At 66.1% G+C, this 14,746-nt stretch carries 7 protein-coding genes; 5 read left to right on the forward strand and 2 right to left on the reverse strand.

Annotated features, from left to right (window positions below; all coding sequences use genetic code 11):
- Positions 1-52 precede the first annotated feature (52 nt).
- A complete protein-coding gene (locus tag DTA22_RS01935; protein ID WP_037239124.1) occupies positions 53-1,099 on the reverse strand; it encodes a helix-turn-helix domain-containing protein in 1,047 nt (348 codons plus the stop codon).
- 913 nt (positions 1,100-2,012) lie between these two features.
- On the opposite strand from DTA22_RS01935, the gene oxdA reads away from it, so the two are divergent.
- From oxdA to zigA, 5 genes are all read left to right on the forward strand, one after another.
- Positions 2,013-3,086 carry an aliphatic aldoxime dehydratase gene (oxdA, locus tag DTA22_RS01940; RefSeq protein WP_112298344.1) on the forward strand — a complete coding sequence of 358 codons (1,074 nt, stop codon included), beginning with the start codon at positions 2,013-2,015 and terminating at the stop codon, positions 3,084-3,086.
- Positions 3,086-4,645 carry an amidase gene (locus DTA22_RS01945; protein ID WP_037239132.1) on the forward strand — a complete coding sequence of 520 codons (1,560 nt, stop codon included), beginning with the start codon at positions 3,086-3,088 and terminating at the stop codon, positions 4,643-4,645. Before oxdA ends, DTA22_RS01945 begins: the two co-directional genes overlap by 1 nt.
- A gap of 72 nt (positions 4,646-4,717) precedes the next feature.
- Complete coding sequence (gene nthA / locus DTA22_RS01950) at positions 4,718-5,341, forward strand: nitrile hydratase subunit alpha (RefSeq protein ID WP_112298345.1); 624 nt, start codon at positions 4,718-4,720, stop codon at positions 5,339-5,341.
- A gap of 26 nt (positions 5,342-5,367) precedes the next feature.
- Positions 5,368-6,006, forward strand: coding sequence for a nitrile hydratase subunit beta (nthB, locus tag DTA22_RS01955; RefSeq protein WP_112298346.1), 639 nt, complete (start codon positions 5,368-5,370; stop codon positions 6,004-6,006).
- A 115-nt stretch (positions 6,007-6,121) separates the two neighbouring features.
- Positions 6,122-7,348, forward strand: coding sequence for a zinc metallochaperone GTPase ZigA (gene zigA, locus DTA22_RS01960; protein ID WP_112298347.1), 1,227 nt, complete (start codon positions 6,122-6,124; stop codon positions 7,346-7,348).
- 58 nt (positions 7,349-7,406) lie between these two features.
- Here the strand turns inward: zigA and DTA22_RS36570 are convergent, their stop codons facing one another.
- Positions 7,407-14,564: an amino acid adenylation domain-containing protein gene (locus DTA22_RS36570; protein WP_255309381.1), complete on the reverse strand. Its 7,158-nt coding sequence runs from the start codon at positions 14,562-14,564 to the stop codon at positions 7,407-7,409.
- Between the last annotated feature and the right edge of the window lie 182 nt (positions 14,565-14,746).

Here is a 14,746-nt window from a genome sequence, read left to right on the forward strand (position 1 = left end):
TCGACAGCACACTGAGGCGCCTACTGGCAGCGGATGGGCCTTCGGGCCTCGATCATCGGTGCTGTTCCCGGTAGCGGCTCGGACTGATGCCGTAGGTCGCCGTGAATGCTCTGCTGAAGACGGACAGATCGATGAACCCGAACTGGGCTGCGATGTCGGTCAGGGATCGGGGGATGTTGCGTGGGGCCACCATCGCTTGGCGGCAGGCCTCGAGTCGGTGTTCGCGAATCGTGGCAGCAGCGGTTGCGTCGAAGCGCGCGAACACTCTGTGGACGGTTCTGGTGGAGACGAAGAAGGCCTGAGCGATGCCGGACGGGGACAGGTCCGGGTCGTCGAGGTGCTGTCCGATGTACTGCACCATATTCGCGTACAACTCCCGCATGGCGGCATCTGGATCGTCGGGCTGACACTCCTCCTGCGCCGCGGTGATGGCCAGGTCGGCCAAACCGCCGGCGAGCCCGATCGCGCCTCCTGAGGAGACCTCCCCGTCGGCGACGAGGAGGCTGGACAACATTGGTGACAGTAACTGTCCCACCGGGGAAGTGGAGCTGACGGTCCGCGCTGTCAACTGCTGTGACTGGCTCTCGGTGAGCGCCACCGAGGCGCGCGGCCAGGTGAACACGCGCAGGTGCCAGTCCGGATGCAGGTTCCAGGTAAAGGGCCGTGACGTCTCGTAGAGGGCGAAGTCACCCGGACCGAGAATGCAGGTACGCCCGTCCTGGATGAGCTGTCCCTCACCCGCGACCACCATGCCGATCTGCATCAACTCGAGTGGGTGGCGGTTGGCAAGCCTCGCCGTTCGGCGGAAGGATTGCGATGTCGCGGTGACGTCGGCAGCCATCAGGTGCGCGAAATGCCGGGTGTGGACCGCGCCGGTGAACTGCGTGGGCTCGGCGGGATCGATGTCCAGCGCGACGAAGGTGTCGCGGATCGTGTCGATCCAGGTGCCGAGCGTGCTGGTCCGAACCACCTCGCGGCGCTGCTGAGGTGTCGACCCGGCGCGCGACAGTGACGGTTGCCGCACCGCTGTGTTCGCGGGCCGGGAATCCGAGCAGTCCCCATCCACGAGGTCGCCATCAGGCGGTGGCAACGACGTCATGGACAGCTCCTTCTCCTCGCGTGAACCTCACGCTATGAGCGGCGAAACCGCATGTCAACGCGCGCTCGCCCATTTACGCGGAAGAAACACGATTTCCAACCCGTGACAAAGCCGAATACCTGTCGGGGTATGACTCACGAACCCTGTGAGTTCCGGCGCCAGTGGCTCCGCCCCCGCGATGACGATGTCGCGGAGTGCAAAGCGGGCAGTCGCTGAGCGTCAAACATCACGCCTCGGAAACTCCTACCGTTCGAGTACGCCGGAAATCCCGGACGGGACCGATTGCCGGTTCCTCGTCCTGACCGCCGGCGGGTCGCCGGTGTAGACAGGAGGACAACATGAAGGCATTGCCGTTCGTCACTCGGTGGACCTCGACCGAGCAATCACGGTGGCCGTGATCGTCCAATCGCTGCCGCCGACGTCGTCGTATCAGTGTTGGTGGCCATCAGTTTCATCGCATCCGCGACGATTCTCCAACGCCATCGGCATCGTCGGGCCTATGCGGCCGGGCCCAAACGAAGAGACACAGCATGCCGCTACTACTGCTCGACGCTGCCATTGCACTTCTCCGAATGCTGATCCGCCCTTACCGTTGGCCGGCCGACCTGAAGGAGGGTGTCAACAGACTTGCGACGGCACGCGCTGATCGACGGTCGATGGCCCTGCACGCATACTTCGCGGGTGCACACGACGAGCGCATGTGCGCCGCTGATTTCGGCGGCACAGCTACGTCCCGCGGGGAATCCACACTGAACACTCCGCCCGGTAGCACGTTCTGCGCCGAGTGTCGCTGATCGTCGAACTACCTGTCGCTCGTCGTCAAATTCACACCGGCACACGAAGGTAACGTCAATTTCGATCCGAGTTGCCGAGCGTTCTCGGCAAGCCCCAACTCGATGACTCAGGAGTCCTCATGGAATCTGCAATCAGCGACCACCTCACATGTCCGCGGAGTTTGACCCGGCGTGTGCCCGACGACTACCAACCCCCCTTCCCCATGTGGGTGGGACGTGCCGACGAGCGCTTGCAGCAGGTGGTGATGGCGTATCTCGGCGTGCAGTTCCGCGGCGACGAGCAACGCCCGGCCGCGCTTGCTGCCATGCGCGACATCGTCGCCAGTTTCGATCTGGGCGACGGCCCGCTGCACCACGACCTGACCCATCATGCGGACAATCAGGGTTACGAGAATCTGATGATCGTGGGCTACTGGAAAGACGTTTCTTCCCACACACGTTGGCTCCACAACCCTGCGGTGGCCGACTGGTGGGCATCGGATCAACGACTGGCCGAGGGACTTGGCTACTTCCGCGAGATCGTGGCCCCACGGGCCGAGCAATTCGAAACGCTCTACGCCTTTCAGGACCACCTCCCTGGTGTCGGCGCTGTGATGGACGGGATCAGCGGCGAGATCAACGAACACGGGTACTGGGGTTCGATGCGCGAACGCTTCCCGATCTCCCAGAATGACTGGATGCAGCCCTCGGGCGACCTGCGGGTGCTCAGCGGCGATCCCGCTGCCGGTGGCCGTGTCGTGGTACAGGGCCACGACAATATCGCGCTGATTCGGTCCGGCCAGGATTGGAAGGATGCCGAATCCGAAGAACGCGCCCTGTATCTCGAGGAAATCCTCCCGACCTTGCAGCAGGGCATGGATTTTCTTCGCGACAACGGCGAGTCGGTGGGCTGCTACAGCAACAGGTTCGTGCGCAACATCGATGTGGAAGGGAACTACCTCGATCTGAGCTACAACATCGGCCACTGGGGTTCGCTCGACAAACTCGAGCGCTGGGCAGAATCCCATCCGACCCACCTGCGAATCTTCACCACCTTCTTCCGCGTCGCCGCCGGCCTGTCAAAACTTCGGCTCTATCACGAGGTCTCGGTGTTCGACGGGTGCGACCAGCTGTACGAGTACATCAACTGCCACCCCCAGACCGGCATGATGCGCGACGCCCAACCGGTCAAGCACGTGAGGAGCACCACCTGATGACAGTCATCCGACCGAACGCCGATGCAATCGGCTCTGCCGCAGATCATTACGGCCTCCATTTCGACGCCGCGACTCGTCAGGAGTTCGCAAGCTTGGTCGATGGCGCGCTCGGCTCGTACGACGTGGTCGACGCCCTGTATGCGGACGAGAGCGTCTCGGCACCGTCCCGCAATCATGCGACACCTGATGCAAGCGACAATCCCTTGGGCGCATGGTATGTCACCACGAGCATCTCGACGACGACAGAAGGTCCGCTGACCGGCCGGCGTGTGGCGATCAAAGACAATGTGACCGTGGCCGGCGTGCCCATGATGAATGGATCGCGGTCGCTGGAGGGGTTCGTTCCCACCCGCGATGCAACCGTGGTCACCCGACTGCTCGATGCCGGCGCCACGGTGGCGGGCAAGGCGGTATGTGAGGATCTGTGCTTTTCCGGTTCGAGCTTCACCCCGGCCACCGGTCCGGTACGCAACCCGTGGGACCCTGACCGCGAGGCCGGTGGATCCTCCGGTGGCAGCGCCGCCCTCGTCGCAGCCGGTGATGTCGATTTCGCGATCGGCGGCGACCAGGGCGGGTCGATCCGCATTCCGGCCGCATTCTGCGGCGTGGTCGGCCACAAACCCACGTTCGGGCTGGTTCCCTACACCGGCGCCTTCCCCATCGAGCGCACGGTCGATCATCTCGGGCCCATCACCCGCACGGTCGAAGACGCCGCCCTGCTTCTGTCGGTGATCGCGGGCCGAGACGGCCACGATCCCCGCCAACCAGACGACCTCGTGGTGGATGACTATGCGTCGACCCTCGACTCCGGCATCGAGGGCCTGCGGGTCGGGGTCGTGAGTGAGGGCTTCGGGCACGCGGTCTCGCAGCCGGAGGTCGATGATGCGGTCCGCGCGGCCGCACACCGGTTCACCGACGCCGGCGGTGTGGTCGACGAGGTGAGCATTCCGTGGCACCTGCACGCGTTCCATGTGTGGAACGTGATCGCCACCGACGGCGGCGCCTATCAGATGCTCGACGGCAACGGTTACGGCCTCAACGCAGACGGCCTCTACGACCCCGAACTGATGGCGTACTTTGCACAGCGCCGAATCCAGCACGCTGATGCCCTGTCCGAAACCGTCAAACTCGTCGCCTTGTGCGGCCATCACGGTGTCACCGCATTGGGCGGATCGAGCTACGGCAAGGCCCGCAACCTGGTACCGCGCGCTCGCGCCGCCTACGATGCGGCGCTGGAAAGCTTCGACGTCCTGGTCATGCCGACCCTGCCCTACGTTGCCTCCGAACTACCGGCGCAGGATGTGGACCGAGTCACGTACGTCACCAAAGCCCTCGGAATGATCGCGAACACCGCCCCATTCGATGTCACCGGCCACCCCGCCCTGTCAGTGCCGGCAGGTCTGGTGAACGACCTTCCCGTCGGAATGATGATCATCGGGAAACGATTCGACGACGCCACCGTGTTACGCGCCGGCCACGCATTCGAACAGATCCGCGGCGCCTTTCCCACGGCGACCGGCCAACCGGCTACCAGTGCACGTCTGAGTCTCGCCTGAGACGAGGCGCGTCCTACTCGCCCACTCACACCACCACTTCACAAGTATCAGCCCCTACAGAAAGTGGAAACAATGTCGGCAACGATCGAACACACACCAGACAACGCGGCACCACCTCAAGCGCCGGCGTCGGATCGCGCGTGGGCCCTGTTCCGTGCGCTCGACGGAAAGGGACTGATCCCAGAGGGTTACACCGAAGGGTGGAAGAAGACCTTCGAGGAGGACTTCAGCCCGAAACGCGGCGCCGAACTCGTCGCGCGAGCCTGGACCGACCCGGAATTCCGCAACCTGCTCCTCACCGATGGCACCGCCGCCGTCGACCAGTACGGCTATCTCGGACCTCAGGGCGAATACATCGTGGCGCTCGAAGACACCCCCACCCTCAAGAACGTGATCGTATGCTCCCTGTGCTCGTGCACCGCGTGGCCCATCCTCGGGTTGCCGCCGACCTGGTACAAGAGCTTCGAGTACCGTGCCCGCGTCGTCCGTGAACCTCGAAAAGTTCTGTCGGAGATGGGCACCGACATCCCGAAGAATGTCGAGATCCGCGTGTACGACACCACCGCCGAGACCCGCTACATCGTGCTCCCCCAACGACCGGCCGGCACCGAAGGCTGGAGCCGGGAGCAACTGCAGCAGATCGTGACCAAGGACTGCCTGATCGGGGTCGCAGTCCCGCAGGTCCCGGCCAACTGAACCACCGAACCAAAGGAGAGAGACCCATGGATGGAGTACACGATCTCGCCGGTGTTCAAGGATTCGGCAAGGTGCCCCACACCGTCGACGCCGATATCGGCCCTACCTTCCACGCCGAGTGGGAACACCTGCCCTACAGCCTGCTGTTCCTCGGAGCGGCGGACCTGGGGGCATTCAGTGTCGACGAGGTTCGCCACGTCGTCGAACGGATGGAACCCCGCCACTACATGATGACGCCCTATTACGAGAGGTACGTCATCGGCGTTGCCACCCTCATGGTCGAGAAGGGCATTCTCACCCACGACGAACTCGAAGTCCTCGCCGGTGGCCCGTTCCCGCTGTCCCGTCCCGCCGACTCGGCGGGACGTCCAGCCCGCACCGACACCATCACCTTCGAAGTCGGTCAACGCGTCCGGGTACGCGACGAGTACGTTCCCGGGCACATTCGCATGCCCGCCTACTGCCGCGGCAGGGTCGGGACCGTCACCCACCGCACCAACGACCAATGGCCGTTCCCGGACGCCATCGGCCACGGCCGCACCGACGCAGGCGAGGAACCGACCTACCACGTCGAGTTCGCGGCCGAGGACCTCTTCGGAGAAGACACCGACGCCGGCAGCGTCGTAGTCGACCTGTTCGAGGGGTACCTCGAACCGGCGGCCTGACCCTCTGCCCACACTGTCCCCAGCGGGCGTCGGCGGGCACGCACCTCGACTGCGCGTACCCGCCGACGCCCACGTAGCCGGGATCTCCCCGACCCCGCGGAAGGATTCAAAAGCCATGGCCGACACACGACTTCCCGTGACCGTGCTGTCAGGGTTCCTGGGTGCAGGAAAAACCACCCTCCTCAACCAGATTCTGCGCAACCGTGAGGGCCGACGGGTGGCCGTCATCGTCAACGACATGAGCGAGATCAATATCGACAGCGCCGAAGTCGAACGGGAGATCTCGCTGAGCCGCTCACAAGAGAAGCTCGTCGAGATGACCAACGGCTGTATCTGCTGCACCCTGCGTGAAGACCTTCTCGCAGAAATCAGTGCACTGGCCGCCGATGGACGATTCGACTACCTCCTGATCGAATCGTCCGGCATCTCCGAGCCGTTGCCGGTCGCTGAAACGTTCACCTTCATCGACACCGACGGACATGCTCTGGCAGACATCGCCCGCCTGGACACCATGGTGACCGTCGTCGACGCCCACAGCTTCCTTCACGACTACCAGACCGGCGGCCGCGTCGAGGCCGACGCACCCGACGACGAACGCGACATCTCCGACCTTTTGGTCGATCAGATCGAGTTCGCCGATGTCATCTTGGTCAGCAAAGCCGACCTCGTCACCGTAGAGCACCTGACCGAACTGACCGCGGTCCTGCGCTCCCTCAACCCCACTGCCCGCATACAGTCGATGTCTCACGGCGACATCCCGCTCGAGAGTATTTTGGACACTGGCCTGTTCTCCCTGGAGAAGGCCGCCCAGGCGCCCGGATGGCTCCACGAACTCCAAGGCGAACACACTCCCGAGACGGAGGAATACGGAATCAGTTCCGTGGTCTACCGTGAACGCGCCCCCTTCCACCCCGGCCGGCTGCACCAGTTCCTCACCAGCGAATGGTCGAATGGCCGTCTCCTGCGCGCCAAAGGCTACTTCTGGAACGCGCACCGATTCACCGAGATCGGCAGCATTTCCCAGGCCGGCCACGTGATCCGACACGGCTATATCGGACGGTGGTGGAAATTCCTGCCCGAGGCCTACTGGCCTGAGGACGAGTACCGCAGGGCGGGGATTCTCGACAAATGGGAAGAACCAGTTGGTGACTGCCGGCAGGAACTGGTCTTCATCGGCCAAGGAATCGACCCCGACGCACTGCGCCACCAACTCGACGCGTGTCTGCTGACCACCGCCGAGATCGAACTCGGCCCCGACACCTGGACGACATGGCCCGACCCCCTCGGTGACGGCCACAGCGACCAGGTCACCAGCACCGTTGCCCAGACAAACACCGCCTGACCCCAACCGGCAACATCTCGGGCGCGGCTCGGAGCGTCGATCCTGTGCCGAGGGAACGTCACGTCGTTCCTTCCGATCGCGCGGAGTTACCGGACAGCGCGAGCCGGCGCTCGGCGAGCGTCACGTGGTGCGCGAGGACGGGGCCGATGTCGGCGAGCGCTTCCGGGCTCGTCATCTGCTGGTGCGACACGGGAATGGCGTGTTCGTGGATCTCGCCGCTGATGTGCGGCCTCCACGCGGCGACGCCGGTGGGGGCATCCACAGAATCTGCCGCACCGAAATACAGCAGATCGAGACCGATCGGTGTCGACGGGCGATGCGCGAGGGCGAGGTCGACCGTGTGGGTGAACACCCGGTGGACGGCCTCGAGATCGTCCGCGGTCACAGCGGCGAACAGTCCGCCGGTGCGGCGCAGCGCTTCCACGGCACGATCCGTGGTCGGCGCCGCATCCTCGCCACCCGGGACCACCGCGCCGAACTCCGCCAGAAGTGATGCCACGGTGGGCTTCTCCGTCGGGCGACCGTATCCTCCGGTCAGGTGCGTGTCGAGCATCGCGAGGGTGGCCACTTCGTCGCCGTCACCCGCGAGTTGCACCGCCATCTCATGGGCGATCTGACCACCGACCGAATAGCCGACCAGGTGGTACGGGCCGTGCGGCTGCACCGAGCGGATCCGTTGGACGTACCCCGCGGCGAGATCCTTCAAGGAATCGACACGCAGGTCCGGGTCGGTGAGCGCCGGGGATTGCAGCCCGTAGACCGGACGATCGCCGAGATACTGCACCAGTCCGGTGAAGCACCAGGCCAACCCGATCGCCGGATGGATGCAGAATACCGGGCTGCCGGTTCCGGAGGTCCGCAGCGGCAGCAGCACGTCGAGCGACCGGTCCGCTGCGTCCTCCGCCCCGGGGTCCTCCGGCGCCGTGGCGATCATGTGCGCCAGGGCTTCCGGCGTCGGATGGGTGAAGATCCACTGCACCGGCACGGCGCGCGCAGACGATTCGGCAATCCGGGCGATCACGCTCGTCGCGGTGAGCGACGTGCCACCGAGCGTGAAGTAGTTGTCGTCGAGGCCGACCCGGTCCAGGCCGAGCCCCTCGGCGAACGCGGCGGCCACCACTCCCTCGGTCACGTTGCGCGGCGCCCGGTACGCGGCGCGCGCCGCAGTGAAGTCGGGCTCCGGCAGGGCGGCGCGGTCGAGTTTCCCGTTCGCGGTGACCGGCACGGCGTCGAGCACCGTGACGGTCGCGGGGACCATGTGCGGGGCCAACCGTGCGCGGGCGTGAGCCAGGACCGCGGCCGTGTCCAGTAGTGAACCCGCTGCGGGGACGACGTAGCCGGCCAGCCGGTCGCCGCTGGTGTTCACGACGGCGCGATCGATACCGGGGTATCCGAGGAGTGCCGATTCGATTTCGCCGAGTTCGACCCGGAAACCACGAATCTTCACCTGAAAATCCGAGCGACCCACATACTCGAGCACCGGCCCACCCACCGAACGCCGCCACCGCACCACATCCCCCGTCCGATACATCCGCTCCCCCGGCCCACCGAACGGATCCGCAACAAACCGCCCCGCCGTCAACCCGGACCGATTCCGATACCCCCGAGCCAGCGCCGGACCCGACAAATACAACTCCCCCGCCGCCCCGAACGGCACCGGCCGCAACCGCCCATCCAACACCAACTCACCGAACCCACGAACCGGACCACCGACCGTGACCGACTCCCCCACCACCAAACCGCCGCTCGCATTCGACATGATCGTCGCCTCCGTCGGCCCATACGCATTGAACATCCGCCGACCCGGAGCCCACCTCGCAACCAACTCCGGCGGGCACGCCTCACCCGCCACCACCAGAGCACCCAACGCCTCCAGCCCGACCGGATCGACCGACGACAACGCCGTCGGCGTCAACACCGCATGCGTCACACACTCCCGAACCAAGATCTGCGCCAACTCCTCCCCACCGTAAACCGTCGGCGGAACCACCACCAACCGCGCACCCATCCCCAACGCCCACACCAACTCGAACACCGAAGCATCGAAACTCGGTGACGCACAATGCAAAACCCCAGCACCCACACCAACCCCGAAACCCGAACGCTGCGCAGCCACCACATTCGCCAACCCCCGATGCGTCACCACCACCCCCTTCGGCACACCCGTCGACCCCGACGTATAAATCACATACGCAGCCTGACCCACCCGCACCGGCGCACCCCGATCCACATCGGTCACCGCCCCCGCCGACACCGACACAACCCGCGACACGACCTCCGCATCATCGAGCACCACCCACCGCACCGAACCCGGCAACCGATCCCGCACATCCGAGACCGTCACCCCCACAACCACACCCGAATCCACCAACATATGCTCGATCCGCCCCACCGGATACAACGGATCCACCGGCAAAAACGCCGCCCCCGCCTTCGCCACCGCCCACACCGACAACACCGACTCGACCGACCGCGCCACCGCCACAGCCACCACCGACTCGGCACCCACCCCCGCCCCCAGCAACACCCGCGCCAACCGATTCGACGCCTCATCCAACTCCCGATACGTCACACGCCGATCCCCACACACCACCGCCACCGCATCCGGATCCACCCCCACCGCCGCCGCCAACAACTCCGGCAACGACACCTCCGACACCGACACCTCACCCACCACCGGAGTCAAGCACTCCAACTCCGCCACCCCGATCACGGCGATGTCGCCGATCGGGCGGTCGGGTGACGCCGTGACCGCGTCGAGGATGCGGACGAACTGGTCCGCGAACCCGCGCACGGTGCTCGCGTCCAGGATGTCGGTGGCGAAACCGAACGACGCGGACATTCCGGTGGGTTCGCCGGTTCCGTCGACGTTCTCACTCAGGGTCAGGTACAGGTCGCATTTGGCGACCTCGACACCGGCGTCGACGACCTCGACGGTGAGCCCGGGAAGTTCGAGGCGGCTCTCTTCGGTGTTCTGGAATTCGAGCAGCACCTGGAACAGCGGGGTGTGCGCGGTCGAACGCACCGGGTCGACCGCCTGCACCACCCGGTCGAACGGCACCTCCGCGTGCCCGAATGCCCCGAGGTCGGTCTCGCGGACGTGCGCCATCAGGTCGGTGAAGGAGCGCTCGGGTGCGACGCGGGTCCGCAGCACCACGGTGTTGACGAACATGCCGACCATCTCGTCCAGTGCCGCGTCGCCGCGACCGGCGACGGGTGTGCCCACCGCGATGTCCGCCTCGCCGCTCAACCGGCCGAGAAGGACGGCGAGTGCGGCGTGCGCGACCATGAACAGCGTCGAATCGTGGTCCCGGGCGAGGTCGGACAGCTTCCTGTGGAGGTCCGCGCTGATCGCGAACGGCACGGCGGTGCCGTGTGAGGACCGCTGCAGTGGGCGCCTGCGGTCGGTCGGCAGCTCGAGCAGCTCCGGCATCCCGTCGAGGGTCCGGCGCCAGTAGTCCAGCTGCTCCGAGATCGGCGAGTCCGGGTCGGTGTCGCTGCCCAGGGTGCGGCGTTGCCACAGCGCGAAGTCCGCGTACTGCACCGGCATCGGTGCCCACCCGGGCGGACGTCCGTGCGTGCGTGCGGTGTACGCGACCATCACGTCGCGGGCGAGCGGCGCCATCGACGATCCGTCCGCCGCGATATGGTGCAGCACCAGGACCACCACGTGCTCGTCCGGTCCGGTCTGCAACACCGCGATGCGCATCGGGACGTCGCGGCTCACGTTGAATTCGGCCGACGCCAGAGGCACCAGCTCGGTGTGCAGCGCCGCCTCGTCGGACACGATGACCGGGGTGAGGTCGAGGGCCACCCGATCCGCGGACAGCACCACCTGGTGCGGGCCGTCTGCGGACCCGGGATAGACGGTGCGGAGCGGCTCGTGTCGTTCGACGACGTCGCCGAACGCGGCGCGCAGAGCTTCGATGTCGAGTTCACCGGTCAGGCGCAGCGCGATCGGAACGTTGTACGCGGGCGAGGTGGTGTCGACCTGGTTGACGATCCACATCCGCTGCTGCGCGAGGGACAGCGGCACCCGGTCGGGGCGCGGGGCCGCAGTGAGGGCGGGACGCGCCGCGGTGCGGCGATCCGCGGAAGCGGCGCGGGCGGCGAGCCCCGCCACCGTGGGCGCCTCGAACAGTTCCCGGACCCCCAAGCCGACACCGAGCGCGGAGTTGATGCGGGCGACGACGCGTGTCGCGCTCAGCGAATTACCGCCCAGGTCGAAGAAGTTGTCGTCGAGCCCGGCCCGGTCGAGTCCCAGCACTTCGGCAAAGACACCTGCCACGGTGTGCTCGGTCTCGCTGGTCGTCGCGCGGAAAACGGTGCGGACGATCGCGAAATCCGGTGCGGGCAAACCCTGCCGGTCCAGCTTGCCCACCGGGGTGAGCGGCAGCTCGTCGAGGATCACGATCGTCACGGGAACCATGTGGGCGGGCACGAAGCCGCGTACATGGTCGGTCAGTTCGGCGACGTCGGGTTCACCGTCGCCGAACGGGAGCACGTAGGACACCAGGACGGTGTCCCCGGACGGGGCGGTCCGGCCGAGGGTCACCGCGAACGCGACGCGGGGATGCCGTGTGAGCGCTGCGTCGATTTCGCCGAGTTCGACCCGGAAACCACGAATCTTCACCTGAAAATCCGAGCGACCCACATACTCGAGCACCGGCCCACCCACCGAACGCCGCCACCGCACCACATCCCCCGTCCGATACATCCGCTCCCCCGGCCCACCGAACGGATCCGCAACAAACCGCCCCGCCGTCAACCCGGACCGATTCCGATACCCCCGAGCCAGCGCCGGACCCGACAAATACAACTCCCCCGCCGCCCCGAACGGCACCGGCCGCAACCGCCCATCCAACACCAACTCACCGAACCCACGAACCGGACCACCGACCGTGACCGACTCCCCCACCACCAAACCGCCGCTCGCATTCGACATGATCGTCGCCTCCGTCGGCCCATACGCATTGAACATCCGCCGACCCGGAGCCCACCTCGCAACCAACTCCGGCGGGCACGCCTCACCCGCCACCACCAGAGCACCCAACGCCTCCAGCCCGACCGGATCGACCGACGACAACGCCGTCGGCGTCAACACCGCATGCGTCACACACTCCCGAACCAAGATCTGCGCCAACTCCTCCCCACCGTAAACCGTCGGCGGAACCACCACCAACCGCGCACCCATCCCCAACGCCCACACCAACTCGAACACCGAAGCATCGAAACTCGGTGACGCACAATGCAAAACCCCAGCACCCACACCAACCCCGAAACCCGAACGCTGCGCAGCCACCACATTCGCCAACCCCCGATGCGTCACCACCACCCCCTTCGGCACACCCGTCGACCCCGACGTATAAATCACATACGCAGCCTGACCCACCCGCACCGGCGCACCCCGATCCACATCGGTCACCGCCCCCGCCGACACCGACACAACCCGCGACACGACCTCCGCATCATCGAGCACCACCCACCGCACCGAACCCGGCAACCGATCCCGCACATCCGAGACCGTCACCCCCACAACCACACCCGAATCCACCAACATATGCTCGATCCGCCCCACCGGATACAACGGATCCACCGGCAAAAACGCCGCCCCCGCCTTCGCCACCGCCCACACCGACAACACCGACTCGACCGACCGCGCCACCGCCACAGCCACCACCGACTCGGCACCCACCCCCGCCCCCAGCAACACCCGCGCCAACCGATTCGACGCCTCATCCAACTCCCGATACGTCACACGCCGATCCCCACACACCACCGCCACCGCATCCGGATCCACCCCCACCGCCGCCGCCAACAACTCCGGCAACGACACCTCCGACACCGACACCTCACCCACCACCGGAGTCAAGCACTCCAACTCCGCCACCCCGATCACGGCGAGCGGAGTACCGGGGTCGGCGGCGAGCAGTTCGTCGATCAATCCGACGACGCCGGCGTGATGCGACCGTAGGTCGTCGTCGCGGTAGCGGTACGGGTTGGCCTCGAACTCGACGATCGTCGACGCCGGAGTGCCGCTCCGGTACACGTTCACGGACAGGTCCGGGACAGGACCGGTGGTGAGGATCCGGAAGTCACCGGTCAGCGACCCGAAGGTGAGATCCTGGTCGAAGAGCATCACGTTGATCATCGGTCCCGAGATCCTGCGGGCCTCGGCGGACACACCCAGCTCACGCAGAATGTCCTCGACGTTGCCGCGCTGGTGCCGCATTGCCCCCATCAGTTCGTGCTGCACCCGGGTCACGAGGTCGCCGACGGTGTCGTCGGATCGGACCTGCACCCGCAGGGGCGCGACGTTGGCGAGCATTCCGCCGGATCGTCGCAGTACAGCGGTGGTGCGCGCGGACAGGGGAATGTCCACGAGCACGTCCTGCCGTCCCGTCCGCCGCGAGAGGTAGCAGGCGAAGGCGGCGATCAATGCGGCTGCTGCCGTCGCGCCCGGCCGGCCGTCGGTGTCCTCGAGTCGTGCGACGGTATCGGCGGACAGCGCCGTGCGCACGGTCAGGCTGTGTGCGGCAGGCGGAGCCTCGATGTCGGTCAGGGAGGCGCCGTTCGTGCGTGTGTGGAGACGTTCGGCCCAATAGTCACGGTCGGACGAGAACCGGTGGGACGCCCGGTAGTCGCCTTCGAGGCGGTGCAGGGTGTGCAGGTCGGCTGCACGGTTCGGTTCGAACTCGAGGCCTTGGACTGCCGCGGTGTACAGGGCGGCGACACGGTTGACCATCGTCATCGCCCCGTATCCGTCGAGGGCGACGTGGTGGATCCTGCTGTACCACAGGTGCCGCTCGTCACCGACCCGCAACAGCGACGATTCGCACAGATAGTCGTGCTCGAAATCGACTCGTGCCGTGTAATTCTCCCGCATCCACGCCTCCGCGGCGGCCATCGGGTCGGATGCACTGCGGAAGTCGACGATTCCCATGGCCGCATCGGCAGGCGGATCGACCACCTGCTGCGGCTCACCGTCGACGACGACCAGACGCAGGAACACCGACTCGTATTCGTGGCCGGCAACGAGCGCTACCTCACGAAACAGATCGACGTCCAGCTGCCCGCGGATGTCGACATACTGCGCGATGCAGATCGGGACGTCCGGGGCGAGTTGCTGCGCAAACCACAGCCCGTGCTGCGCCGCGGACAGCGGGAACGGATCGGATCGATGCTCTCGGTAGTTCGCTCGCGCAGCGTGTTCCATCAAATCACCAACCAGGGTGCTTGCGCCGCTGGATCGACGGCGGGACGCTCGGTCCTTGTGGGCAGGGGCAGCCGGATATACCGACGCCACTACGGTCCCGCGGATCGCCATGCGCGGAAACACACCCTAGGTGTGTGGTGTGGACACCCTGCACCGCCAGCACAACCCCACGACGAGGATGC

The sequence above is a fragment of the Rhodococcus wratislaviensis genome (assembly GCF_900455735.1).
GTDB classification, from domain to species: domain Bacteria; phylum Actinomycetota; class Actinomycetes; order Mycobacteriales; family Mycobacteriaceae; genus Rhodococcus_F; species Rhodococcus_F wratislaviensis.